This is a genomic window from Lysobacter sp. cf310, assembly GCF_900114355.1.
In the GTDB taxonomy this organism is placed as follows: Bacteria; Pseudomonadota; Gammaproteobacteria; order Xanthomonadales; family Xanthomonadaceae; genus Lysobacter.
On the sequence record NZ_FOSS01000004.1, the window covers coordinates 1 to 25,882 of the forward strand.

Consider the following 25,882-nt stretch of genomic DNA (forward strand, 5'->3'; position numbering starts at 1 on the left):
GACGGCGCCAGCGGCGTGGTCGTCGTGTCCGGCGGGCTGTCCACAGGCGGCTGACCGCCCGGCGGCGTGCCGGTCGCGGTCGCGCTGTTGTTCGACGTGCCCGCGTTGACCTCGGCCTGCGTGATCGTGTGCGTGCCCGTGCAGGTGGCCACCGCCAGCGGCGCCAGCGTCGTCACGTCGCAGGTCGCCGGAGCGTCCAGCTGCGTGTCGTTCACCACCACATTGGTCAGCGTCACGTTGCCCGTGTTGGTCACCGTGAACGTGTAGGCGATCGTGCTGCCCGCGGTCGCACCCGTCGGCGTGCCGGCGACCTTATCGATCGTCAGCGACGGCGCAGGCACGAAGGTGTTGGTGATCGTACAAGTGGCGGCGTCGCCGAGCGCCAGGGCGATCTGGTTACCGCCGTTGACGGTGGCGCCCGTGCAGACCCAGTTCGAAGCGGTGTAACCGGCGGGGCCGCCGGCCTCCGTCAGCACGTAGTTGCCAGGATTGACCTGGGCGTTGGTGACGGCTGCAGCGCCTTCGGTGCCGGTGATCGTGGTCGGACCGGTCGCCGTCAGTGTCCAGTTGGTGTCGATGGCGGTGCCGCCACCGGTGTTCACCACGGTCTTCTGCAGGGTCAGCGCCGCGGGAACCGGCGTGTTGCCATACGTACACGTGGTCGCCGTGGCGTTGGCGCCGATCGTGAGGCTACGCCCAGTGGCGCCGCTGGCCAGCGTACTGCCGCCGGCGCAGGCCACGGTAGTGGTGTATCCGGCCGCGGTCGCGCCGCCACCGAAAGTTTCGGCCGGCAGGGTGACGACGTCGCCCGCATAGACGGTCACGGCCGTGCCGGTGGTGTTGGTCGGCGCGGTCGAGCTGAAGGTCGGGTTGGCGGTGCCGCCGGTGGTGGTGGCCGACGCGGTGTGGCCGCTCACGCTGCCTGCCGACCAGCTCTTGGCCAGGTTCAGCTGCTGAGCGATGCGCGCATTGGTGTAGGTGCAGGTGACCGCGCTGGCCGGCATGGTGATGGTGCGGCTCAGGCCGGTCCCGGTCACCGTCACCGGGTTGCTGCCGGCGTCCGTACACACCAGGGTGGTGGTGTAGTTGGCGGCGGCGCCCGTGGTGAAGGCTTCGGCCAGGGTCACCGTCGAGCCGGTGGTCGCCTGCGCGGCCGCATTGGTGGTGGTCGACGGTGCGGTCGACGTGCCGGCGGTGGCGCCGGTCACGCTGGCGCCGCTGACGGTCAGGCTGACCGCATTGCCGGCGATCGCGTTGGTCCAGGTCTTGGACAGCGTCACGCCGAAGTTGTTCGGCGTATTGGTGTAGGTACAGGTGGTCGCGGTGGCGCTGGCGCCGATCGTGAGGCTACGACCGGTGGCGCCGCTGGCCAGGGTGCTGCCGCCGGCGCAGGCCACGGTGCTGGTGTAGGTGGACGCAGTCGCGCCGCCGCCGAAGGTCTCGGCCGGCAGGGTGACGACATCGCCCGCATAGACGGTCACGGCCGTGCCGGTGGTGTTGGTCGGCGCGGTCGAACTGAAGGTCGGGTTGTTGGTGCCGCCGGTGGTGGTGGCCGAGGCGGTGTGTCCGCTCACGCTGCCCGCCGACCAGCTCTTGGCCAAGTTCAACTGCTGCGCGATGCGCGCATTGGTGTAGGTACAGGTGACCGCGCTATCGGCGGGCATGGTGATGGTGCGGCTCAGGCCGGTCCCGGTCACCGTGACCGGGACGCTGTCCAGCGTGCGCACGCAGGCCAGGCTGGTGGTGTAGTTGGTCGCGGCGCCGGTGGTGAAGGCTTCGGTCAGCGTGACGGTGACGCCACCGCCGGCGGTAGCCGTGGCGTTGGTGGTCGTGGACGGGGCGGTGGAGGAACCCGCGACGGCGCCGTTGGCGCCGGTGATGGTGAGGCTGACCGTGTCGCCGGTGAGCGCGTTGGTCCAGGCCTTGGTCAGGGTGATGTTGCGCTGGATCGGATCGCTGTCGGTCGCGGTGCAGACGCCAGTGGTGCTGTTGAAGTTGGCCGCGCCATTGGTGCTGGTGCACAGCGTGCCTGGGTTCTGCACACCGGTGGGCGGCGTGACCGTGGCGGTGTTGACGGCGTTCTGAGCCAACGCGGGCAGCGCGGCCGCCCCCAAGACCAGGAGCAGCAGCGACCTGCGAAAGCGGCGCCCGACTACCGTCAGCACCCGATTGATGTCTGCAGCCACGTTGCACTCCCCCTGAACCATTCCGGCCTCGTACCCACCGCCAACACCCCCGAGCGGCTGTCCGAGCCATCGAGCTGCGCCAGTTCCCCTATCGGGATTTTTTTGTCCCAATCAGGATTGTATAGGCAATTACCATGCCAATAGGAAAACGGTCCCAGTCCTAGATCCGTTCCGTTTCGAGCGTTCGCTCACAAATATTTCGACTCTTGACGTCACTTAGTGACGCAAATCGTTCCCATCAGTGCGCGGGCCCATCGGCTTCCGCTCCGGCTGGAGCGGCCTAGACCTGAGCGGTACCGGCGAACATCCGGGTGGAACGGCGGACCTGGCGCATCGGCGGTGTGGCTGCAGATGTTCGGGGCGCAGGGCTCGGGCTGGGCAGGGCGACACATCGAAGCCACCAAATCTTTCTCCTGCTCAGCCCAATCGCGCCGCATCCGGACCGGGTCCGCTGATATGGATCGCGGAAGCGTGGCCATTGAGGACATCGGCGGACTAGGCCGGCGTGCGGGCGGGGCCGCGATCGGGGGCAGGAACCGCGCACGAGGCGGCACTCTTAATGCCCATGAAAGACTTTGAATTGATGGCTTTTCGCCGCGATAGCCGGCTCGGCGTTACGCCTGGGCGGCGGCTTTGCGCACACGCAATGCACGCCAGCACTTGAGATTGCGCGGCGCACGACGAACAATGCAGGGACCGTGTTCCAAATCGGAAAATCGCGGTCCAGCAAGAAGTTAGGCTGACTTTTTGCGCCAGTCTTGTGTATTTTTCACAAGCTGAACCATTTGCCCGTCCCGACGCGCTGTTTGCGTCTCCCGCTTCGATTCAGGGCAATTGGTACCGTTTCCATGCTTGCGGAGACCCACATCCCATGAAGTCGTCTCACCCGACCATCGGCGGCCTGTTGCGTTCGCTGCGCGCACGCAACAAATGGACGTTGAAGCAGATGAGCGAACGCTCCGGGATTCCGTTATCCACCCTGTCCAAGATCGAACACGATCGCCTGTCGCTCACCTACGACCGCCTGCAACAGCTCAGCGAACGCTTGAACATCCGCATGTCGGAACTGTTCGCCGAGAGCGAGGACGCCAGCGCGCCGGCGGTGACCGCACGCCGCAGCATCGGCCGGGTCCGCGACGCGGTGCGCATCGACTCCAAGAACTACGAGTACTTCTATCTGTGTCCGGAGCTGCGCCGCAAGCGCATGGTTCCGAGCGTGGCCAACCTGCGCGCGCGTAGCCTGGAAGAGTTCGGCCCGTTCCTGCGTCATGCCGGCGAGGAATTCATCTACGTGCTCAAGGGCACGGTGGTGTTGCACACCGAGTTCTACGATCCGCTGACCCTGGAGGAAGGCGAGTCGGTCTACATCGACTCGAACATGGGCCACGCCTATGTGATCGGGCCCGATTCCGACGCCGCCACGGTGATGGCGGTGGCCGCGACCGACGACGACCAGAGCGTGATCGAAGCCTTGATGGCGACGAACGACTGAAGCCGCGCCGGGCGCCGGCCCGGCCCTATGCCGGCCGCCGTGGGCCGGATTGTTGACGGAATACGCAATTCGGCCTCGTTTATTTGTCGAAATGGCTTGCAATTCTCCGATCAGGATAATTATCCTGTTGGTGAGACTTTTGCGTGCCCGCTGCAATCTGCGCTGGGCACAGCCGGACGCTTCCCACCGCAGGCAACGACACATCGAGCGCGCGCGCCCAGGCCGAGCCGCAGCTCGTGGCACCACTTAGGTGCCAAATCCTGCAGGAAGACGCGAGCCCGCCACCGCTATCGACGCTGAGTAGCTGTCTTTGAGCCCCGCCCTAGGTCGGGGCGATTTTTTGCGCGGCGGCGCTCGCGGTCAAAGCGCGCTGCGCGGCGGCAGCGACCAGTCGATCGGCGCCTGCCCCTGTCGGCTCAGGTAATCGTTGGCGGCCGAGAAATGCCCGCAGCCGATGAAGCCGCGATGCGCCGACAACGGCGAGGGATGCGGCGCCTTGAGCACGCGATGGCAGCGCGCATCGATGACCTTGCCCTTGGCCTGGGCGTAGCTGCCCCAGAGCAGGAACACCAGGCCCTCGCGCTCGCGGTTGAGGGTATCGACGACGTGATCGGTGAACCCTTCCCAGCCCTTGCCCTGGTGCGCGCCGGCGCGGCCGTCCTCGACCGTCAGCACCGCGTTGAGCAACAGCACGCCCTGGCGCGCCCACGCCATCAGATAGCCGTGATCCGGGCGCGGCAGGCCGAGGTCGCGGTGGATTTCCTTGTAGATGTTCTCCAGCGACGGCGGCACGGCCACGCCCGGCTGTACCGAGAAGCACAGGCCGTGGGCCTGGCCCGGGCCGTGGTACGGATCCTGACCGAGCACGACGACCTTGACCCGGTCGAACGGGGTGGCGTCGAAGGCGGCGAAGATCTGCGGGCCCGGCGGATAGATGCGGGCGCCGGCGGCCTTGCGTTCGCGCAGGAAGGCCGACAGCGCGCGCATGTCCTCGCGCTCGAACCAGTCGCCGACGCGCGCCTTCCACGACGGCTCGAGTTTGATCCGATCGCCGCTGTCGCCGTTCATGAGGACGCGCGTTCCGGCAGCCGCGCCAGGCGCAGTTGGAACAGGGTCTTGGTGACCAGCAGGCGCTCTTCGATCGGCTTGAGCACCAGGTCGTTGGCGCCGGCGCGCAGCAGCTCGCTTTGATTGTGGCGGTTGGCGTCGCCGGTCATCACCAGCACCGGCAGGCGGCGCTTGCCGTACTTGAAGTCCTGGCGCAGGCGCTCGAGCAAGTCGTTGCCGCTGAGCGCGCCCTTCAGATACACGTCGGTGAGCACCAGGTCGGCGCCCACGTCCTCGGCGCCGCGGTGGGTTTCCAGGTATTCCAGCGCTTCTTCCACGCCGATGAAGTGCAGCACCTGCAGGCCGTGGCGTTCGAGCATGCGCTTGGTCGCCACCGCGACCACGCGGCTGTCCTCGACGTAGAGCACGCGCGCGCCCGGGATCGGCTCGGGCTGCACATAGCCGCGGATGAAGGCGGCCAGCGCGCTGTGCCCCAGCGCCTTGTCGAAATAATCGGTGACGTCCTCGGTGAAGCTGCGCGACTCCAGATGGGCCTGGGCGTCGCCCGAGACCACGATCACCGGCACGTAGGCCTGGCCGCCGGCCTCGCGCACGCTGCGCGCCAGGCCGATGCCGTCGCCGTCGGGCAGCACCAACGAGGTGGTGACCAGATCGACCGCGCCCGCGTCCAGGGCCGCGCGCGCCTCGGCGATGCTGCCGCAAGGCACGACCTCGACATTGGGCAGCTCGCGCGCGAGCACGTCGCCGATGAGCTTGCGCACCAGTTTGGAACCGTCGACCACCATCACCCGAGGGGCGGCGTTGTCGAAATGGCGTAGATCGTGGCTGTGCATGCGGGACGGATCGGGTCGCTATCGACGACGGCGCAAGGGAAGTCCGAGTTTAGGCGCGAACGGCTACGGATTCCGAGTCTCGCGTTCCGTCCCGGCCAGATCGTCCGCGGCGAACCCGCCGCTCAGGTGTCGGTGGGCCGGGTCTGGCGCAGGTAATGCCCGGTCACCAGCCCCGCGCCCAGCCAGCCCAGCACCGCCGCGCCGGCGACGATCGCGGCCGCGTAGCGCAGATCGAAGCCGTGCAAGGCGAATGCGCTGCCGTAGCTGCGCGCGAGCTCGGCCAGCGGTTCGCGCAGGGCGAAGTCGGCCGCGGTCAGCAACGCCAGGGCCAGCGCGCCCGCGGCCAGGCCGTAGCAGGCGCCCAGGTACAGGAACGGGCGCCGGATGAAGCCATCGGTCGCGCCCAGCAACTGCAGCACGCCGATCTCCTCGCGCCGCGACTGGATGTCCAGGCGCACGGTGTTGCCGACCACCAGCAGCGCGCCCAGACCGAGCAGCGCGGCCAGCACCCAGGCCAGGCGGCTACCGAAGCGCAGCCAGCCGTCCAGGCGCTGACGCCAGCCGGCATCGTGCTGGACCAGGTCGGCGTCGGGCAGGGTCTTGAGCGATTCGGCCAGCAGCAGTTCGTCGCCCTTGGGCGTGATCAGCAGCAGACTGGGCAACGGATTGCTTTCCAGGGTGCCGATCGCCTCGCCCAGCCCGCTCTTTTCGCGCAGCTCGGCCAGGCCCTGTTCGGGCGTGCGCAATTCGATCGCGGCGATGTCGCGGCGCGCGCGCAGTTCGTCGGCCAGCGCGGCGGCGCGCTCCGTGCCTACGCCCGGCTTGAGAAACAGCGCGATCTGGCGCGATTGCTCGACGTCGCCGGTGAAGCGCTCGATGTTGGCCAGCGCGGCCCACAGGCCCAGCGGCAGGGCCAGCGCCACCGCCATCACGCCGACCGTGAGCGCGGTCGCCCAGGGCTTGCGCAGCATGCGGCCGAGGCTGGCGACCAGGCTGTAGACGTGGTGATCGACCCAGGTGCCCAGGCGCGAGCGCGAATCGGAGGGCGCGGCGGCTTTGGCGTTCATTCGGCCAGGTCCTGCGGCGAAATGTCGTCGACCAGGCGGCCCTGGTTCAATACCAGCACGCGCTTGCGCATGCGCTTGACCAGGCTGAGGTCGTGGCTGGCCACCAGCACGCTGGTGCCGCGCTCGGGCAGCGAAGCGAACAGGGCCAGGATCTCCGCCGACAGGGTCGGGTCGAGGTTGCCGGTGGGTTCGTCGGCCACCAGCAGGCGCGGCTCGCCGACGATCGCGCGGGCGATGCCCACGCGTTGCTGCTCGCCGGCCGACAGCTCGCCCGGTAGCGCGCGCTCGCGCGTGCCCAGGCCGACCTTGTCCAGCACCGCGCGCACGCGCTTGGCGATGTCGCCGCGGCGCAGCCCGCGCAGCAGCAGCGGCAGGGCCACGTTGTCGGCGACGCTGCGGTCGGCGAGCAGGCGATGGTCCTGGTAGACCACGCCGATGTCGCGCCGGTGCAGGGCGACGCGGCGCCCGCGCACCTTGAGCAGGTTCTTCTCGCCGAACAGCACCGCGCCGCGGCTGGGCCGCTCGCTGAGATGGATCAGCTTCAGCAGCGTGCTCTTGCCGGCGCCGGAATGGCCGGTCACGAACAGCATCTCGCCGGGGGCTACCTCGAAGCTGACTTCGCTGAGCGCCTCGTGGCCGCTGCTGTAGCGTTTACTGACGTTGTCGAAGCGCAGTACGGTCATGGCGGAAGTATCGCAGATGCGCGATTCGCGAGAACACATCACGTTTCCCGGCGCGGGCTTGCACTAGCGTGGCCCTGCGGTCGGCAGGGACGACTCGGTCGCAACGGCGGGGTCGTCGACGCCCCGCCCCACGACCTTCCCGGCTCACCGCGGGCGCAACGCGCCGGTCGGCCAGCCGCAGCGGCCGCCGGCGCAACGCCGGCGCGCGCACCGTTTCCGCAGCACTCGCTTCATGCCCGGCAACGGCCCGGCAGCGCCCTGACGTCGTGCAACAAGGAAGGCACCACGATCGACCACCGTCGCCGGCCAGTCGGCATCGGCAGGCGTTCGGTTCCGGCTTTCATTCTTAAGGAGAAGAAGATGCAAACCACCCGGCTATACCTCGCGTTCGCGCTGGCCCTGGGCTTGGGCCTGCACAGCCAGAGCGCCCGCGCCGAGCAATACGACCCGCCGCTCAACATCGGCACCATCGGTTGCCCGGCCGGCTCCACCGGCTACGGCAACGCCCGCTTCATCGTGTTCCCGTCCTGGGGCAGCGCGCCGCCGAACTGGCGCCTGACGATCTGGTGCAGCGCGGCCGGCGCCGGCCGCCGCACCCATTTCGAACCCGGCGGCGGCGGTGTGTTCGCGCCCTGGCCCAACCTGGGCGGGGCCTTCGGGGTCGGCTGGCCGCCGCCGCCGAACTACGGCAACCAGTTCCAACTGCTCGACGTCGACAGCGACGGCGATCTGGACGTGTTCCAGCTGCTGGAAACCGCGCCCAATACCTGGACGGTGTTCCTCAACCGGGCGCTCTGAAACCGGGCGCACCGAGCCCGCTTAGTCATCGCGACCGATCGCGACACGCTCGGCCGCAACGAAAACGGGCGCCCCAGGGCGCCCGTATCGTTCGACGGCACGGGCCTGCGGCCCGCCCGCCTCAGTGCTGCGAACGCGGCGCGCGCGTGACCAGCGACTTCAGGCCGCGGCCGATGCGGCTGAGCAGGCCGCCGGACTTGGCCTCGCCCTCGCCCGCCGGCGCGGACTTGGCGGAGCCGGACTTCGCCACCGGCGCCGCCTTGGTCGCGGCGACCTGGGTGGTCTGCGGCGTTGCGCCCTCGGCGCCCTCGATGCGGCGACCGCCGCGACGACGACGGCGCTTGCGCTGGGCGTGCTCGCCCTCGACCGCCGCCGGAGCCGCGGCCACCGGCGCCGCGGCGCCTTCCGGACGCGGCTTGCGCTCGGGACGCGGCGGACGCGGTGCGGCGCCTTCGGCCGCAGCCGCGGGCGCGGCGGCGCCGGCTTCGCGACGCGGACGCTCGCTGCGCGAACCCTCGCGGCGCGGACCGCCCTCGCGACGGCCGCCGTCGCGCGAACCGCCGCTGCGGCTGCCGCTGCGACCGCCGCCGCGGCGCTCTTCGTCGGCGGCGCGCTGTTCGCGCGCTTCCTTGAAGATCGCGCCGATGCTTTCGTTCTCTTCGCCTTCCTCGCCCGCCGGCACTTCGCGCGGCTTGCGCGGCAGCGCGACCAGCAGGTCGGCGTCGACCGTGGCCACCGGCAGCTTCTGCTCGATGTAGCTTTCGATGTCCGGCAGGCTCATCGCGTAGCGCTCGCAGGCGAAGCTGATCGCGTCGCCCTCGGCGCCCAGGCGCGCGGTGCGGCCGATGCGGTGGACGTAGTCCTCGGCATCGAACGGCAGGTCGTAGTTGTAGACGTGGCTGACGCCGTCGATGTGCAGGCCGCGGGCGGCGACGTCGGTGGCGACCAGGATCTCGAGCTGGCCCTTCTGGAACTTGTTGAGCAGCGACTCGCGCTTCTTCTGCGGCACGTCGCCGGACAGCACGCCGACGCGGTAGCCGCCGCGTTCCAGCGAACGCGCCACGCGCTCCACCCAGACCTTGGTGTTGACGAACACCATGGTGCGCGCGCCCTCGGAGCGCGACAGCAGGCCCAGCAGCAGCGGGATCTTCTCTTCGTCGGACGGGAAGTACACCTTCTGGCGCACCTTGGCCGCGGTGATGAACTCGGTCTCGACGACGATCTTCTCGGGCTCGTTCATGTGCTCGTAGGCCAGTTCGAGCACGCGGTGGCTCAAGGTGGCCGAGAACAGCAGGGTCTGGCGCTCGGTGCGGATCGGCATGCGCCGCAGCAGGAAGCGGATGTCCTTGATGAAGCCCAGGTCGAACATGCGGTCGGCTTCGTCGAGTACGCAGACTTCGCAGGCGTGCAGCGAGACCACCTTGTGCTGCTTGACGTAGTCGATCAGGCGGCCGGGCGTGGCGATGATGACGTCGGCGCCCTTCTGCAGCAGTTCGCGCTGCTTGTCGTAGTCGACGCCGCCGTAGACCAGGGCGAACTTCAGGCCCAGCTCGGACCCGAACTTGACCGCGTCCTTGTGGATCTGGATCGCCAGCTCGCGGGTCGGGGCCAGGATCAGCGCGCGCGGATCCTCGGGCTTGCGCTCGGCCAGGGCCGGGCTGGTCAACAAACGGTTGATGACGGTGACCAGGAAGGCCAGCGTCTTGCCGGTGCCGGTCTGAGCCTGGCCGGCGACGTCGCGCCCGGTCAGGGTGATCGGCAGGGTCAGCGCTTGGATCGGCGTGCAGCGCGAGAAGCCGGCGCCTTCGAGGCCGGCGAGCAAGCTGGGGTGCAGGTCGAACGAGGAGAACGTTACATCGGTTAAAGGCTTGTCGCTCATGCGTCTTAAGGGTCCGCGCGCAGAACTGCGCTTGCGTGGGTGGCGTCGGCGAAGCAGACTGCCGGGGCCGGGCAGACCCCATGGCCGACCCGACGTTCTGCCTCTGGAAGAGGCCGTGGCGCAGCCCTTGAAGGTGCCGCGAAACGCCCCAGTTTACAGTAAGCCCCCGCCCGGCACGGCCCGCCCGGGGATACCATTCAATATGAGCCCGTTCCGTACGGGCGCGTACCCCCGCAGGAGATCATCCCCGTGAGCGAAAAAGTTCTGCATGCTGGCGATTCCGACTTCGATGCCACCGTGCTGCAGTCGTCCGAACCCGTCCTGGTCGACTTCTGGGCCCCCTGGTGCGGCCCCTGCAAGGCGATCGGACCGATCGTCGAGCAGCTCGCCGACCAGTACGAAGGCAAGGCCAAGGTCGTGAAGGTCGACGTGCAGGAGTTCCCGTCGCTGGGGGTTCGCTACAACGTGCGCAGCATCCCGATGCTGCTGATGTTCAAGGACGGCCAGGTCCACTCCAGCCAGCTCGGCGCCCCGCCGAACATCAAGTCGCTGCTGACCCAGATGATCGACAAGGCGATCTGATCGCCCCCGCCTACGCCCGCCTCCGCACCGGGCGTAGGCCGCCGGCCCGCCCGGCAACGTGAACGGCAGGCCCCGTAACGCTTGCCGCCACGCAGCGGCAGTGCTAGTTTCGCAGCACCCGGCGCCGAACCGTAGCACTGGCAGCGCCGCACCCCCTCTCGCAAAACCATCATCCACCCACGTCCCCGACGTCCCGCTCGCTGCCTGCGAGCGCTCGCCCTTAGCGAGGAATCCCTGCTTGTCCGATAACACCCCCGACGCTGGCGATATCGCCGAAAAGCGCGTGCGTAAGCCGCGTGTCGCCAAAGCCGACGCCGCTCCCGCAGCCGCCAGCCCGTCCGCTCCCGCTCCTGCGCCCAGCGCGCCGCCGGCCGCTCCGGCACCCGCGCCGGCCGCTCCCGCTGCCTCTGCCCCCTCCTCTGGCGACTCCGCACCGGCCTCGTCCGGCGCCGACAGCGCGCCGCAGGGCGGCAACGACGGCGGCAACGCCAACGCCCAGCGCGGCGAAGGCGGCTACAACAACGACCGCGGCGGCAACAACAATCGCCGCGACCGCTTCCGCAACCGCCGCGACCGCGATCGCGACCGTGGCGGCCGTCCGCGCGACGAAGGCATGTCCAACGACGGCGGCAACGGCGAGAACTTCGTCCCGCGCCCGCACCCGCAGGTGCCGGAAGGCTTCCCGCAGTACTCGCTGGGCGACCTCAAGCGCATGCCGGCGCCCAAGCTGCTCGAAATCGCCGACCAGCTGAGCATTCAGGAAGGCGTGGCCCGCGCCCGCAAGCAGGACGTGATTTTCGCCCTGCTCAAGGTGCTGACCCGCCACGGCGAAGGCGTCGCCGCCGACGGCGTCCTGGAAATCCTGCCCGACGGCTTCGGCTTCCTGCGCGCGGCCGAGGCCAGCTACCTGGCCGGCCCGGACGACACCTACATCTCGCCCAGCCAGATCCGCCGCTTCAACCTGCGCACCGGCGACCACCTGTCCGGCCGCATCCGCTTCCCCAAGGACGGCGAACGCTATTTCGCCCTGTCCATCGTCGACACCATCAACGGCGAGCCGCTGGAAGCGTCCAAGAACAAGGTCCTGTTCGAGAACCTGACCCCGCTGTTCCCGCGCCGCAAGTTCCGCCTCGAGCGCGGCGACGGTTCGACCGAAGACATCACCGGCCGCATCCTCGACCTGATGGCGCCGCAGGGTAAGGGCCAGCGCGCCCTGATCGTGTCGCCGCCCAAGGCCGGTAAGACCATGCTGATGCAGCAGGTCGCCACCGCGATCACCCACAACCACCCCGACGTGCACCTGATCGTGCTGCTGGTGGACGAGCGTCCGGAAGAAGTGACCGAAATGCAGCGCACCGTGCGCGGCGAAGTGGTCTCCTCGACCTTCGACGAGCCCGCCGGCCGCCACGTCCAGGTCGCCGAGATGGTGATCGAGCGCGCCAAGCGCCTGGTCGAACACAAGAAGGACGTGGTGATCCTGCTCGACTCGATCACCCGCCTGGCCCGCGCCTACAACAACGTCGTGCCGAGCTCGGGCAAGGTCCTGACCGGCGGCGTCGACGCCAACGCCCTGCACCGCCCGAAGCGCTTCTTCGGCGCCGCGCGCAACGTCGAGGAAGGCGGCTCGCTGACCATCATCGCGACCGCGCTGATCGACACCGGCAGCAAGATGGACGAGGTGATCTACGAAGAGTTCAAGGGCACCGGCAACTCGGAAGTGCACCTGGACCGCCGCATCGCCGAAAAGCGCGTCTACCCCGCGATCAACATCAACCGCTCCGGCACCCGCCGCGAGGATCTGCTGATCGAGCCGGAGCTGCTGCAGAAGATCTGGATCCTGCGCAAGCTGCTGCACGGCATGGACGAGATCGGCGCGATGGAATTCCTGCTGGACAAGATGAAGACCACCAAGTCCAACGACGAGTTCTTCAGTTCGATGAAGCGCTGAGGCGCGACTCCGAACCGTCAGCGAAACGCCCCGCACCGCGGGGCGTTTTCGTATCTGCCGCAGGCGCTTGAAAGAAAACGGCCCCGCGTGTGCGGGGCCGTCGTCGTATGGCCCGAGCGTCGCGCTTACAGCCCGCGACCGCCGCCCTGCGTGGCCTGCTGCGCGGTGGTGTCGCCGACCACCATGTTGCGCGCGGCGAGCTGGCTGCTCACTTCCAGGCTCTGGCTGGAACCGGCGGCGACGTCGATCGAGACCATGCGCCGGTTGGCCGAGGCCGGATCGCCCTGGACCGCGAACAGCTTGCTGCCGTCCTTGCTGGCGAACAGGTGATCGACCTGGGTCAGCCCGCCGTCGCGGGTGGCCGGCACCAGCGCGGCGGCGAGGTTCTGCTGCTGTTGCGGGTTGAGCTTGACCTGGGCGGGATCGACGCCCTTGAGCTTGTCCAGCATGTCCTTGTACATGCCGTTCAAGGCGTTGGCGCCGCTGGTCAGCACCCCGGCCACGCGCAGGCCTTCGTCGACCGTGCCGCCGAGCTTGTTGGTGTTGCGGTTGGCCGCCTCCTGCTGGGCCGCGGGCAACAGGTAGGTGCCGCGCTCGCGGTCGCCGTCGCGATCGCGCACGTAGCGTTTGACGTCCTGCAGCTCCAGTTCCAGGAACTCCTTGGACGAACCCTTGGCGGCCTTGGCCAGATCGACCGCCTGTTGCGCGCTCAGGCGCTCCAGCCCCTGGCCGGAGGCGAGGATATCGACCAGCGACTCGGGCTGCACCTTCTGCTTGAGGAAGGCCAGGAAGCGCTCGCGCGTTTCCGGGTTCTCGCCCATCGCGTCGAGCACGCGGGTGGCGGTGGACAGGGCGTTGCCGGCGTCGGTGGGCATGCCCGAGATCTGCCGCATCACGCCGTTGATCGCCTTGCGCGGTTCCAGGCCTTCGGCGAACGGGAAGCGTTCGCGGAACTCGTCCCAGCGTGGCGCCAGGATTTCTTCGCGGATGTGCTTGATCAATTGATACGCGCCGGCGGCGAAGGCGACGATGGCCACGCCCACGGGGGCGACGCCGATCAGGCCGCCGACCAGGCCGGAGTTGCGCGCGCCCAGCAGCAGCGCGGTCTGGCCGACGTCGCCGGCCAGCTTGAAGCCGTTGCCGAGCAGGTCGAACGCGGCGTCGACGCGGCGGTCGGTGTCCAGCGGCTTGCGGGTGATCGGATCGCGGCCGTTGAACACGCGCTCGGCGTCCTGGCCGATGGCCTTGGCGTCGTTGGCCACGCCCTTGATCGCGCTGTAGCGCTCCAGGATCTTGGCCGCCTCGCGTTCGCGGCCGGTGCTGGTGGCGAACTGCAGCACCGCCGCCATCGCCACCGCGTCCACCGGCTGTCCGGCCTGGCTGGCGGCGGTGCCGGCCTTGATCGCGGCTTCCAGCGCGGCCAGGGTCTGGGCGACATCGGCGTGCCCACCGCTTTGGGCGAGCTGCTGGAGCTCGGCCAGCGGCTTGTCGACGGGCGCTTCGGGACTGGCGTCGCGTTGCGCCGACCAGCTCTTGGCATAACCGACCAGCGAGGTCTGCAAGGTGGCCGGCAATTCCACCGCATAACCGTGGAACGGCGGCGAGACGCGGCCGTCGGCGCGGGTCTCGCCGGGGTACAGCTTCCAGGTCAGGGCGGTCTGGGCGAGCGCGCCGCCAGGCCCCGAGACCGAGGCCACCGTGGCTTCGAGGGTGTCCTCGTCCACGACCTGGCCGTTGCGCTGCAAGGCGTCGGCGACGACCGCACGCAGCACGGTATCGCGCGACCATTCGTCGTCGGCGGGCAGCAGCGCCGTGTAGTTGAGGGCGCGGTCCTGCGGCGCACCCTGTCCCGCATACCAACGACGGGCGACGGCGGGGCTGCCGCCCCGCGTGCCGCTGTCGTCCGAAATCGAATCGACTACTGCATTCATTAGCACTTACTCCTTGTCCGGTGAACTAGCTCCTGGTGAACCAACCCTCGGGCACTCCGGCCCAGGGTCGAAGCTGAATCATGCTCCCGTCGCATGACCGGGGCAATTCGGGGGCGTGTGGTGGGCGCCGGGCGGTCCAGAGCGCGTTCGCCGCATCCGGCCGATCCGGTCCGGAAAGGAAAACGCCCGCGGGGCGGGATCGGGACGGGCGCCCGCCGGCCTGGGCCGGCGTAGCGGGGCGTGGCCGCCCTACTCGTCGACGCTGCTGAGGTCGGATTCGGCGTGCTGCCAGCCGGCGGCGGTGCGGCGCATCAGCACGCGGCCGCGGCGGCGGATGTCGTCGCGGTCCACGCCCTCGACCCAGAGCACGGCCTGATCGCCGTGCTGGCGGCCGCGCGCGATCCGCGCCTGCAGCGGCTCGCCGTCGCGCAGGGACTTCAGCGATTCCTTGACCGTGCCGGCGTCGTCCTCGGGGAAGCGCCCGCGCGCGTCCTCGCCGCCCATGCGGCGCAGGGCGGCGACGTCGCCTTTGGCCAGGGCCTCCAGCCAGGCGTTGTAGGCCGCGCCGGGCGCGCCGCCGCCGGCCGGCAAGGCGCTGCCGGGCGCGGGCGCGATCGGCGTGTCGAAGCGCAGATCGAAATCGTAGGGCGTGCCGAGGAAATCGCCCTCGGCCAGCTGCCAGCGGCCGGCGATGCGCGCGGCCTCGTTGCGTTGCAGAGCGAGGTCGCCGTAGCCGCCGCTGTTGAAGCCTTCGGGCGAATAGAACAAACCGCACTCGCTGCCGTCGGCGGCGATGCACAGGCGCACGTAGCCGCCCGCGGGCGCCTGTTCGCGCACCGCGTCCATGGCGTCGAACGCGGCGGCGACCGCGGCCGCGTCCAGCGGCTGGGCGCTGAGGAACACCAGAGTGCGGCGCTCGTCGGCCTGATCGGACGGCTCCTCGATCACCGCAATCGCATGCGCCAGACTCAGTCGTGCGTCGCCATAGCGGAAATAACCGGAGCCGGTCTGGGCCGCGGCGGCGCCGGCGGCGATCAATCCGGCCGTCAGCGCGAGGGCGCGCAGGCGGCTGCGCAAGGCGTGCGTGGCGCTCATCGAGGCTGTCCTTTGCGGCCGTCCCAATTAGGCGCACGTAATAGCACGGCGGCGGCGGACAGCGCGGCGATCGCCGCGGCGGCGGTAAGCTCCGCGCATGCGATTGCTCGTACTCGAAGACCAGGCCGATCTGCGCGCAGCCGTCGCCGGCCGCCTGCGCGCGCACGGGCATGCGGTGGACGAGGTTGCGGATCTGGCGACCGCCGAGTCCTTCGTGCGCTCCTACGCCTACGACGCCTTCGTGCTCGACCGCGGACTGCCCGATGGCGATGGGCTGACCGCGCTGCGGCAATGGCGCGAGCGCGGTATCGCCACCCCGGCGCTGTTCCTGACCGCGCGCGATGCGGTCGAGGACCGCATCGACGGCTTCGCCGGCGGCGTCGACGACTATCTGGTCAAACCGTTCTCGATGGACGAGCTGATGGCGCGCGTCGGCGCGATCGGCCGGCGTGGCGGCGCGATCCGGCCCAGCGTGCTGCGCGTGGCCGATCTGGAGGTCGATCTGGGCCGCCGCGAAGTCCGGCGCGGCGGCATCGTGCTGCCACTGCGGCCCAAGGAATTCGCCTTGCTGCAACTGCTGGCCGAGCGCGCCGGTCAGGTGGTGGCGCGTCACGAGATCGTCGCCTGCTGCTGGGGCGAAGGCCAGGAGCCGGCTTCGAATGCCGATGAGGTCCTGATCGCCGCGCTGCGCCGCAAGCTCGGCGATCCGCCGCTGCTGCGCACGGTGCGCGGCGCGGGCTATCTGCTGGACGAGCCCGATGCCGCGCGCCCGTGAACTCGTGCTGCGCCGGCTGCACCTGCGCCTGACCGCGATCTGGACGGCGGCCTGGTTGCTGTGCGTGATCGTACTGTGCGCGGTCGCGATCGCCACGCACGCGCGCCTGGCCCAGCTCGACCTCGCCTCCAGCGCCCGCCTGCGGGCGACCGCGGTGTACGGCCTGACCTGGTTCGACGCCGACGGCCGCTTCCACGACGAGTTGCTGCGCAAAGAACCCGATGTGATCGACGGCGACAGCGACATCTGGGGGATCGGCAAGGGGCCGCCGGCGAAGATCCTGCTGCGCCCCCAGCGCGCGCGCTTCGATCTGCCTGATCCCGATGCCCTGGCCGCGCGGGTGATCCGCGCCGGTGGCGATATCGCCGAGGAAGGCCGCGACCGCCGCGGCCGCGCCTACCTGCTGCAGGCCAAGGCCACCTACGACGACCGCGACCGTCCGATCGCGGCGATCCTGGTGCTGGCCGATCCCAGCGTGCGCGACGCCACCCATGCCGCGTTCGTGCGCTGGACCCTGCTGATCGCCGCGGCGCTGGCCGCGTTCGGCATCCTGATCGGCCACCTGCTGTCGCGTCGCTCGCTGCGGCCGGCGATCGCCTCGTTCGAGCAACAAGAGCGCTTCATCGCCGCCGCCGCGCACGAGCTGCGCACGCCGGTCGCGCGCCTGCAGGCCTTGTGCGAAACCGCGCACGACGGCCGCGAGCCGCCGGCGCAGGTGCTGGCGCGGGTCGAACGCGTCGCCGGCCAGACCGCCGGCCTGGTCGATCAATTGCTGCTGCTGGCGCGCCTGGACGCGGCGGCCTCACCGTTGAACCCGGCGCCGGTGCGCCTGGATCTGTTGGTCGAGGCGATCCTGCCCGAGGACCCGCGCATCGCGTTCAAGGCCTCCGAGTCGGTGCTGAACCTGGACGCGGGCCTGGTCCAGACCGCGGTGCGCAACCTGATCGACAACGCCCTGCTGCATGCGTCCGGCGACGCCGGCGCCGAGCCGATCGCGGTGACCGTCGGCGGCCGCAAGGTGATCGTCGAGGATCGCGGCCCGGGCTTTCCCGAAGACCTGCTGCTGCGGCTGCGCGAGCCCTTCGTGACCGGGCCGGGCAGCCGCGGCACCGGCCTGGGGCTGGCCATCGTCCAGCACATCGCGCAATTGCACGGCGGCGAACTGCGTCTGGAAAACCGCGCCGGCGGCGGCGCACGCGCGGAACTGAACCTGTAGGGGCCGGCATCAGCTGGATGTCAGCTTGGCTGACTAAGGTGCGCTCCCAAGCCCACCCACCCCGACAGGTTCCTCCATGCACACCGCCGATCCCACCCGCTCCGGCTGGCTCGCCCTGCTCGCCGGCGCCCTGTGCGCCGCCGCCCTCGCCGCCCCCGCCACGGCACGCGCGCAGTCGGGCTACCTGCCCGACGAAACCGCGCGCCACGAAGCCACCTGGCTGCAGTGGCCGCACGCCTACACCTACGGCCGCGCCTACCGCGACCGCATCGAACCGACCTGGGTGGCGATGACCCGCGCCCTGATCGCCAGCGAGAAGGTGAACATCGTGGTCTACGACGCCAACGAGCAGACCCGCGTGCGCAACACGCTGACCGCCGCCGGCGTGTCCTTGGCGAAAGTCAGCTTCCTCATTCGCCCGACCGACGACGTGTGGGTGCGCGACAACGGCCCGATCTTCGTCTACGACCGCAACGACCAACTCACGATCACCGACTGGGGCTTCAACGGCTGGGGCTACGACGCCCCGTACCGCAAGGACGACGCCGTGCCCGCCACCGTCGCCGGCCGCCTCGGCCTGCCGCAGGTGGATTTGAACGACGTGGTGCTGGAGGGCGGCGCGATCGAGGTCGACGGGCGCGGCGTGCTGATGGCCACGCGCAGCTCCACGCGCGAGGCCAACCGCAACCCCGACCTCAGCGAGGCCGAACTGGAAGCGGTGCTGGCCGATCAGCTGGGCGTGTCCAAGTTCATCTGGCTGGACGGTGCGCCGGGCGGAACCGAAGACATCACCGACATGCACATCGACGGCTTCGCCCGCTTCGGCACGCCCGACACCTTGGTGACCATGAGCCGCAGCGACCTGCGCGAATGGGGCCTGTCCGCCGCCGACGTCGATCGCCTGTACCGCGCCAGCGATATCGACAACGCGCCTTATCGCTTCGTCCAGCTGCCGCTGACCGCGCGCAACGTGGTCACCAGCTATGGCTACGCGCTGGGCTACAAGGGCTCGTACGTGAACTACTACGTCGGCAACACCGTGGTGCTGATGCCCGAGTACAAGGACCCCAACGACGCGGTCGCCAAGGCGATCCTGCAGCGCCTGTACCCGAACCGCAGCGTGATCGGCATCGATGTGCGCAACCTCTACCGCAACGGCGGCATGGTGCATTGCGTGACCCAGCAGCAACCCGCGGCCCGCTAAGGCGCGGGTCCGCGCGTCATCATGGCCTGCCGTGACTGATGGGTTGATCGGTCGCGGAGCAGGGGATTGAAAATCCCCGTGTCGCCGGGCCGCCACCGCCGCATGAAAACGGCCGCCGGGCGCACTGCCCGGCGGCCGCAATGGCTTACAGCGCGACGCCCTTCACGTCGCTGGCCAGCTTGATCGCACTGGCCAAGGGCACCACGTCGCCCGCATCGACATCGGACACGCCGATGCGCTGATTGCCGGCGTCGCTTTGCAGCCAGGCCGGTTCGCGGCGCGCGCCGCGCACTTCGGTGCGCCACTGGCCCGGACGGGTCTCGCGCATGCCCGGGGCCTGGAACTCCACCGGCATGCTCACGGTGAGATCACGCGCGCTGGGATGGTCGGTGTGCAACTGCACGTTGAACTGCCAGCTGCGCGCGGCCCGCGCGGTGGCCTGCTCCAGCGCCGCCACGCCCTTGGCCAGGGCCTTGTCGCTGCCGTAGACGTTGAGCAGGCTGGTCTGCACCGGCGCCGCTTCGAGCACGCGACCGTCCGCGGACAGGCGCAGGTACAGCAGCACCACGCCGCCCACGCGTGCGCGCGCCAGGCCTTCGGGATAGGACGGCGCCACGATCTTGCGGCTGCTGATCGTGACCGCGGCCGGCGGCGCATCGGGCAGTACGCCGTAGCCGGTGGCCGGAAAGGTCACATTGTCGACGGTGACCGCGTAGCGCTCCTCGCCGAGCTGGCGCGCGGCCAGGGTCACGCGCATGCGCGCCTTGGCGGTGACCGGCTTGCCCTGCACCAGCACCGGCTCGAAGCGCCAGGCGCGCACCTGACGTTCCAGGCTGGTCTTGACGTCGTCGGGCAGCGGGGTCTCGCTGCGGTAGTCGATCAGGGCGCCGCTGGGGTCGATCGCGATCTCGCTGTCGACGCGCGTGGTCATGATCGAGTCCACCGCGGGTTTGGACGGTGCCGGTGGGGATTGGGCCCAGGCCGAGGCGGCCAGGCTCAGGGCGGACAGCGCGAGCGCGGTCCGCTGGAGGGAGTTTCCTTGCATCGTGTAGCTCCTGTGGATGTAACGTGGATGCGTCGCGGCCCGGGCTCCTGCCCGTGGCGGCCGCGCGCGTTGCGAGCTTAGCAATGCCCAGGCGGCCTCTAGCGCATCGGGTTCACCGTTTCGCCGCAAGAACGCGCGGACGCGAGCGTGCTGCGACGCGCCATCGCGAGGTGCCGATTGGACCGCTGGAGCGGAAGCTGTTTCCCGCCCACGCGCCACCACCGCGTCCGCCGCGGTCGGTAAGATGAAGGCGTCGCGGATGGCGGCGATCTGGCGAGCGATGAGGGTGATGCATGCATAGCGGCGGTCTGGAACTTGCGCTGGTCTTCCTGCTGGCCGCGGTGATCGCGGTGCCGGTATTCCGCAAGTTCGGACTGGGCGCGGTGCTGGGTTACCTGGCCGCCGGCGTGGCGCTGGGCCCGTACGGGGTCAAGGTGATCCGCGACGCCGAACCGGTGCTGGCCGCGTCGGAAATCGGCGTGGTGATGATGCTGTTCGTGATCGGCCTGGAGCTGTCGCCGTCGCGGCTGCGGGTGATGCGCAAGCCGGTGTTCGGCGCCGGCGGCCTGCAGGTGCTGCTCAGCGGCCTGGCCTTGGGCGCGATCGCGATGTTCGGCGGCGGCCTGGGCTGGAAGGCGGCGGTGGTGGTGGGCGTGGGCCTGGCCCTGTCCTCGACCGCGGTCTGCCTGCAGCTGATGTCCGAGCGCAAGGAACTGACCAGCGACTACGGCCGGCTCGCGTTCGCGATCCTGCTGTTCCAGGATCTGGCCGCGATTCCGTTGCTGGCGGCGATCCCGCTGCTGGGCAAAGCCGCGGCCGTGCAGGGCGACGGCTTGGAATGGATCGCGATCGCCAAGGCGGTCGGCGCGATCGGCGCGGTGATCTTCGGCGGCCGCGTGCTGCTGCGGCACGTGTTCCGCATCGTCGCGCGCACCCAGATGCCGGAAGTGTTCACCGGCGCGGCGCTGCTGACCGTGCTGGGCGCGGCCTGGGTGATGCAGATCGCCGGCCTGTCCGCGGGCCTGGGCGCCTTCATCGCCGGCGTGCTGCTGGCCGATTCGGAATTCCGCCACGAACTCGAATCGCAGATCGACCCCTTCAAGGGTCTGCTGCTGGGCCTGTTCTTCATGGCCGTGGGCATGAGCATCGACCTGCAGCGCGTGGTCTCCGAGCCGGCGATGATCGCGGCGATGGTGGCGGTGCTGATGCTGGTCAAGTTCGCCCTGCTGTTCGGCATCGGCCTGCACCCGGGCGGTCTGGACCGACGCGAATCGGTGCAGCTGGCCGCGGTGATGTCGCTGGGCGGCGAGTTCGCCTTCATCGTGTTCAACGAAGCGGTCAACGCCGGTCTGCTCGACGACCCCTCGCGCGACCGCCTGATCGCCGCGGTCGGCGTGTCGATGGCGTTGACGCCGTTGCTGCTGATCGGCGTGTCGCGCGCACTGTCGGCCGCGCCCAAGCCCAAGGCCAAGCGCGAGTTCGACCAGATCCCCGACAACCATCCCAAGGTCCTGATCGCGGGCATGGGCCGCTTCGGCCAGATCGTGGCGCGCCTGCTGCTGGCGCATAAAGTGCCGTTCATCGCGATCGAGAACAGCGCCGACCAGGTCGACTTCATGCGCCGCTTCGGCAACATGGTCTATTACGGCGACCCCGCGCGCCCCGAGCTGCTGCGCTCGGCCGGCGCGGCCCAGGTCGACGTGTTCGTGATCGCCATCGACGACCACGACGGCAACATCCGCACCGTGCGCACCCTGCGCCGCCTGTACCCGCGCGCCAAGGTATTCGCGCGCGCGCGCAACCGCAGCCATGCCTGGCAACTGATGGACCTGGGCGCCGAGCCGATCCGCGAGACGTTCTATTCCAGCCTCAAGCTCGGCGAGCACGTGCTCACCGCTTTGGGCGTGGCGCCCGAAGTCGCGCGCGACCACACCGAGCGCTTCCGCGAACACGACGAACGCATGCTCAACGCCCAGTACCTGGTCCACGACGACGAGGCCGCGCTGCTGCAGTCGGCCAAGGACGCGCGCAAGGAGCTGGAGGAACTGTTCGAGGCCGACCAGGGCGAAGGCATCCTGGGCGAGATCAGCGCCGACGCCGACGCGGCCGCGCAGCGTTCGCTGCATTGACGCGAGCGGCGCCGCTCGGGCGCCGCGTCGCGGTTCAAAGCTGGATCAACGCTCGCGCAGGAAACGCGCCATCGACACGCCGTTGCCCGGTGCGGGCGGGGCGAATTCGGCCGCGATATCGACGAAGCCGCGCATCACCGCGATCTCGCGCGGGGTGCGGTTGAGGGCGTCGCGCAGGTCCGGGTCGGCGCCCGCGCGCAGCAGGCGCTGCACCACGCGCAGCAGGCCGTGCAGCGCGGCCAGGTGCAACGGGCCGAAGCCGCGCGGGTCCTGGGCGTCGAGCGCGGCGTCGTGGTCCAGCAGCAGGTCCAGGCCGGCGACCAGCACTTCCTCGTCGGCGGCGGTGCCCGGTTCGGCGCGCGCGCCCAGCAGCAGCAGCAGCGGCGTGGCGCCGGCGGCGGACTCGTCGGCGTCGACGCCGGCCAGCAGCAAGGTGTCGAACAGCGCCACCAGGCGGCTGCGCTCGCGCGCGGTGAAGCCGTACATCGCCGCGCAATGCAGGGCCATGCGGCCCTGCGCATCCTGCGCGTGCACGTCGGCGCCGGCCGCGAGCAGGCGTGCGGCCAGATCGGTCAGGCCCAGCGCGCAGGCCACCATCAGCACGGTCAGGCCGCCCGGCAGGCGCTGTTCCAGCGAGGCGCCGGCCGAGACCAGGCGATCGACGATGTCGCCGTGGCGCATGCTGACCGCGGCCGAGAGCGGGGTCGCGCCGGAATGCGCGGGCAGTTGCGGATCGGCGCCGCGCGCCAGCAGCAGGTCGACCACCGCGCGATGGCCGCCACCGGCCGCGCGCAGCAAGGCGCTACAGCCCTGACGATCAAGCGCGTCCACCGGCAGACCGAGGTCGAGCAGGCGACGCACCGCATCGGCATCGCCGACGATCGCGGCGGCCGGCACGTCGTAGGCCTGCAGCGGACGCTTGGGCAGCGGCCAGCCGCGCCAGTCCAGCCAGTCGGCGAGGTCGCGGCGGCCGGACGACAGCGCCACGCCCAGCGGGGTCTGGCCGTCGGCGGCCAGCAGATCGGGCGAGGCGCCCTGCGCGACCAGGCGCTTGAGCATGGTCTCGCGGCCGAGCGCGGCGGCCAGATGCAGCGCGCTCATGCCGTGGCTGTCGCGGGTGTCCAGGGCCACGCCGATCGCGACCAGGCGATCGACCAGACGGGTCCAGCCCAGACGCACCGCCAGCGCGAGGGTCGGATCGCCGTTGCGCGAATGCGCGAACGGATCGGCACCGCGTTCGATCAGATCCAGCGCGAACTGCTCCAGCCCGCGCGCGGCCTGTTCGGCGCTGGCGCAGGCGGCGAGGAAGCGCGCCAGACCGCCCGCACCGGCCGGCGACACGCCGCGCCGCAATAGCGCCTGCAGCGCCGGCACCGCGGTCGGGCCGCGACCGAGCAAGGCGAACATCGGGGTGTCGCCGTGGGCGTCGCGGGTTTCGGCATCGGCGCCTTGCGACAGCAGCCAGGCGATGCGTTCGGGCGAGAGCGCGTTGTCTTCGTCGTGCAACTGCGCGCCCAACTCGGCCGGCGTGAGCAGCTTGGCCAGGCCGCCCAGCTCGGCGGCGCGGCCTTCGCGCAGGCCGTCGCGCAGCAGGCTGGCGGGCATGCGATCGGGCAGCGGCGCGTCGCCGCCGTCGTCGTCGCTGACCGCGGCCGGCAAGGGATAGGCGCGGTCGAGCGCGGCCACCAGCGACCAGCGCCCGGCCTCGGCGGCGCGATCCACCGCGCGCTTGCCGATCGCGTCGCGCTGTTCCGGGTCCACGCCCAGGTCGAGCAGGCGCTGCACCAGTTGCGGCGTGGCGTTGTCGGCCATGCAGGCCAGCGCCAGCGCGTTGCGGCCCTCGGCATCGGTCATCGCCGCCTCGGCGGCGCCGCCGCGCGGCAGGTGTTCGAGCAGGCGGTCGAGCACGCCCAGGCGCGCGCCGCGCGCGGCTTCCAACAGCGGGGTGCGGCTGCGCGCGTCGATCGCGTTCGGATCGGCGCCGGCAGCGAGCAGCACGGTCACGATGTCGAGATGGCCGGCGTAGGCGGCTTCGTGCAGAGCGCTGCGGCCGTGCGCGTCGCGCGCGTCGATCTTGGCCTTCTGCTTGAGCAGCAGGCTGACACCGGCGGGGTCGTCTTCCTCGGTGCCGGCCGCGGCCAACAGCACGGGCTGGCCGCCCGCGGGTTCCGGGCGCGCGCCGCGTTCGAGCAGGAACTTGGCCAGGCGCCAGTTGCCGCTCGCGCAGGCCACGCCCAGCGGCGACTGGCCGTCGCGGTTGAGCGGATCCAGCTCGGCCTGGGCGTCGCGCAGCAGCGCAGCCACGCCGGGGTCGGAGCTGCGTGCGGCGTGATGCAGCGGCGTGTTGCCATCGCCGTCGGCCAGGCGCGGATCGGCGCCGTTGGCCAACAGGGTCATGACCGCGTCGGGGCGGCCGTGCCAGCTGTCGCGGGTGGCGGCCAGCAGCGGGGTCATGCCCGCGGTGGCGGCGTTGAGATCGACGCCGTGGGCGATCAGCGCGCGCAGCAGGCGCAGGTCGGGCAGCACCGCGGCCAGCACCGCCAAACTGCGCTGGTCGCGCTCGTCGGTGGGCGGCGCGGCGTTGACGTCGGCGCCCAGCTCGATCAGTTCCAACGCGCGCTCGACCCGGCCACCGCGCGCGGCCGCGTACAGCGCCGGCTCCAGCGGTTCGCCGCTGAGCAGCGGGGCCTGGGCGATATCCAACGGTTCGTCGTCGGCGACGAAGTCCAGTCCCGGCAACGGGTCGGCCGGCTCGATCCCCTGCAGCAGCCAATGCAGCAGCGGCGACGCCAGCGCCAGCGCGATCGCCAGGCCCCAGCGTCCGCCCGCCGACAGCAGGTCCGGCCAGGCCAGCGCCACCACCGCCGCGGCCAACGCCGAGACGATCGCGGCCACGCCCAGCCCGCGCCAGGCCCCGAGCTCGAGTTCGCTCAGCGCCTGCCAGTATTCGCGCAGGCCGCCGCCGTCGCGTTCGAGTTCATGCCACAGCGGCCAGACCCGCCACAGGCCCAGCAGGGCGATGCCGGCGACCGTGCTCAGGCCCAGCGCCGCCATCAGCGAGCCGGTCTGCAGCAGCGAGGACAGCGGCCAGGCCACGACCAGGGCCAGGCCGGCCACGCCGGCGCCCCACAGCAGCACCAGGGTGCCGCCGTCGCGCAGCCAGACCGGGCGCGGCTGCTCGGCGTCGTCGCGCCAGAACCGCGCCGCCAGGGCGTAGGCAGGCTGCGCCAGGGTGCCCGCCAGCGCGGCGATCGCGCCGCCGAAACCGGTCAGCAGCGCCAGCACCAGCCCCGCCGCCGCGGTCGCGGCCAGGCGCAGCCGGGCGTGCTTGGGGTCGGCCCAGGGACTGCGGCGCTCAGGCATCGGACCGCACTTCGTCGTGCCGCGGCGGGAACTGGATATGGAAGCCGCGGCTGGCGAGGTTCTCGCGCACCACCGCGGTATCGCCACGGGCCAGCTGGCGCTCGGGCGTCAGCGCCACCTCGAGCACGAACTGCAGCGCCCCCAGCTGGGTGCGCAGCGGTTCCGGCAGGCGCTCGAAGTCGTCGCGCGCGGCCAGGAAGACGTAGGTTTCGTCCTTGCGGAGGCTCTTGTAGACGTAGGCTTGCATGCGCTGGACGGCTCGGCTCCCGTTCGGATTTTCGGTGCGGGTTTATGTGACGCACAGCATACCTGCCCATCAGCGTCACGCGAACTCTGACGTTCAGCGTCAGGCGCGGGAGCGGCTGGTAGCGGGCGGGCCGGCGTGACGCAGCTCACGTCCGGGTGACGGCCTGCCCGGCCGCTCGACAGACCCGGCCCCTACCCCTTTCAAGCCAGCCGCACCGCCGCCGGCCCCTCAGCTCTCTAGCGCCCCCTCCAGCCCGCCCGTCGCCGCGGCTGTGGTGACGCCCGCTGCCGCTGCCGCTGCCGCTGCCGCCGTTGCTGTTGCTGTTGCTGTTGCTGTTGCTG

Annotated in this window: 19 protein-coding genes; 8 read left to right on the plus strand and 11 right to left on the minus strand. The window is 70.5% G+C overall.

Annotation, left to right across the window (positions count from 1 at the left end; all coding sequences use genetic code 11):
• On the minus strand, positions 1-2,186 hold a 2,186-nt coding region (locus tag BMZ45_RS21700; protein ID WP_175489084.1), incomplete at its 3' end, for a beta strand repeat-containing protein.
• A gap of 871 nt (positions 2,187-3,057) precedes the next feature.
• Here BMZ45_RS21700 and BMZ45_RS14520 point away from each other — a divergent pair.
• Complete coding sequence (locus BMZ45_RS14520; RefSeq protein ID WP_091637274.1) at positions 3,058-3,678, plus strand: helix-turn-helix domain-containing protein; 621 nt, start codon at positions 3,058-3,060, stop codon at positions 3,676-3,678.
• Between the two features lie 360 nt (positions 3,679-4,038).
• Here the strand turns inward: BMZ45_RS14520 and ung are convergent, their stop codons facing one another.
• The 4 genes from ung to ftsE form a co-directional block, all read right to left on the minus strand.
• A complete protein-coding gene (gene ung / locus BMZ45_RS14525) occupies positions 4,039-4,746 on the minus strand; it encodes a uracil-DNA glycosylase (RefSeq protein ID WP_091637275.1) in 708 nt (235 codons plus the stop codon).
• Positions 4,743-5,579, minus strand: coding sequence for a response regulator (locus BMZ45_RS14530; protein WP_091637276.1), 837 nt, complete (start codon positions 5,577-5,579; stop codon positions 4,743-4,745). Before BMZ45_RS14530 ends, ung begins: the two co-directional genes overlap by 4 nt.
• 122 nt (positions 5,580-5,701) lie before the next feature.
• Positions 5,702-6,646, minus strand: coding sequence for a permease-like cell division protein FtsX (gene ftsX / locus BMZ45_RS14535; protein WP_091637277.1), 945 nt, complete (start codon positions 6,644-6,646; stop codon positions 5,702-5,704).
• Positions 6,643-7,329 carry a cell division ATP-binding protein FtsE gene (ftsE, locus tag BMZ45_RS14540; RefSeq protein ID WP_091637278.1) on the minus strand — a complete coding sequence of 229 codons (687 nt, stop codon included), beginning with the start codon at positions 7,327-7,329 and terminating at the stop codon, positions 6,643-6,645. Before ftsE ends, ftsX begins: the two co-directional genes overlap by 4 nt.
• 360 nt (positions 7,330-7,689) lie before the next feature.
• On the opposite strand from ftsE, the gene BMZ45_RS14545 reads away from it, so the two are divergent.
• Positions 7,690-8,127 carry a hypothetical protein gene (locus BMZ45_RS14545; RefSeq protein WP_091637279.1) on the plus strand — a complete coding sequence of 146 codons (438 nt, stop codon included), beginning with the start codon at positions 7,690-7,692 and terminating at the stop codon, positions 8,125-8,127.
• Positions 8,128-8,248: 121 nt separating this feature from the next.
• On the opposite strand, the gene rhlB is transcribed toward BMZ45_RS14545, so the two are convergent.
• Complete coding sequence (gene rhlB, locus BMZ45_RS14550) at positions 8,249-10,006, minus strand: ATP-dependent RNA helicase RhlB (protein WP_091637280.1); 1,758 nt, start codon at positions 10,004-10,006, stop codon at positions 8,249-8,251.
• 249 nt (positions 10,007-10,255) lie between these two features.
• On the opposite strand from rhlB, the gene trxA reads away from it, so the two are divergent.
• The gene (gene trxA, locus BMZ45_RS14555; RefSeq protein ID WP_056177872.1) at positions 10,256-10,588 is read left to right on the plus strand and encodes a thioredoxin; all 333 of its coding nucleotides are present in this window, start codon (positions 10,256-10,258) and stop codon (positions 10,586-10,588) included.
• 238 nt (positions 10,589-10,826) lie between these two features.
• Positions 10,827-12,536 (plus strand): transcription termination factor Rho, encoded by a 1,710-nt coding sequence (rho, locus tag BMZ45_RS14560; RefSeq protein ID WP_091637281.1) that lies wholly within the window; start codon positions 10,827-10,829, stop codon positions 12,534-12,536.
• Between the two features lie 125 nt (positions 12,537-12,661).
• On the opposite strand, the gene BMZ45_RS14565 is transcribed toward rho, so the two are convergent.
• Both BMZ45_RS14565 and BMZ45_RS14570 read right to left on the minus strand, forming a co-directional pair.
• Entirely contained in the window at positions 12,662-14,467 is a 1,806-nt protein-coding gene (locus BMZ45_RS14565; protein ID WP_091637282.1) for an XVIPCD domain-containing protein, read from the minus strand.
• 249 nt (positions 14,468-14,716) lie between these two features.
• Positions 14,717-15,562, minus strand: coding sequence for a hypothetical protein (locus BMZ45_RS14570; protein WP_091637283.1), 846 nt, complete (start codon positions 15,560-15,562; stop codon positions 14,717-14,719).
• A 97-nt stretch (positions 15,563-15,659) separates the two neighbouring features.
• Between BMZ45_RS14570 and BMZ45_RS14575 the strand changes: the two genes are divergently transcribed.
• From BMZ45_RS14575 to BMZ45_RS14585, 3 genes are all read left to right on the plus strand, one after another.
• Positions 15,660-16,337 (plus strand): response regulator, encoded by a 678-nt coding sequence (locus BMZ45_RS14575; protein ID WP_091637284.1) that lies wholly within the window; start codon positions 15,660-15,662, stop codon positions 16,335-16,337.
• Positions 16,321-17,553: a sensor histidine kinase gene (locus BMZ45_RS14580; RefSeq protein WP_091637285.1), complete on the plus strand. Its 1,233-nt coding sequence runs from the start codon at positions 16,321-16,323 to the stop codon at positions 17,551-17,553. Before BMZ45_RS14575 ends, BMZ45_RS14580 begins: the two co-directional genes overlap by 17 nt.
• Positions 17,554-17,629: 76 nt before the next feature.
• Positions 17,630-18,757 carry an agmatine deiminase family protein gene (locus tag BMZ45_RS14585; RefSeq protein ID WP_091637286.1) on the plus strand — a complete coding sequence of 376 codons (1,128 nt, stop codon included), beginning with the start codon at positions 17,630-17,632 and terminating at the stop codon, positions 18,755-18,757.
• Between the two features lie 145 nt (positions 18,758-18,902).
• On the opposite strand, the gene BMZ45_RS14590 is transcribed toward BMZ45_RS14585, so the two are convergent.
• The gene (locus BMZ45_RS14590; RefSeq protein ID WP_139215525.1) at positions 18,903-19,802 is read right to left on the minus strand and encodes a hypothetical protein; all 900 of its coding nucleotides are present in this window, start codon (positions 19,800-19,802) and stop codon (positions 18,903-18,905) included.
• 293 nt (positions 19,803-20,095) lie between these two features.
• On the opposite strand from BMZ45_RS14590, the gene BMZ45_RS14595 reads away from it, so the two are divergent.
• Positions 20,096-21,931 (plus strand): monovalent cation:proton antiporter-2 (CPA2) family protein, encoded by a 1,836-nt coding sequence (locus tag BMZ45_RS14595; protein ID WP_091637288.1) that lies wholly within the window; start codon positions 20,096-20,098, stop codon positions 21,929-21,931.
• Between the two features lie 45 nt (positions 21,932-21,976).
• Here BMZ45_RS14595 and BMZ45_RS14600 read toward each other — a convergent pair whose 3' ends face one another.
• Both BMZ45_RS14600 and BMZ45_RS14605 read right to left on the minus strand, forming a co-directional pair.
• Positions 21,977-25,294: an ankyrin repeat domain-containing protein gene (locus BMZ45_RS14600; RefSeq protein WP_091637289.1), complete on the minus strand. Its 3,318-nt coding sequence runs from the start codon at positions 25,292-25,294 to the stop codon at positions 21,977-21,979.
• On the minus strand, positions 25,287-25,541 hold the full coding sequence (locus BMZ45_RS14605) for a YcgL domain-containing protein (protein ID WP_091637290.1): 255 nt from the start codon (positions 25,539-25,541) through the stop codon (positions 25,287-25,289). The genes BMZ45_RS14600 and BMZ45_RS14605 overlap by 8 nt, the downstream gene beginning before the upstream one ends.
• Positions 25,542-25,882 lie beyond the last annotated feature (341 nt).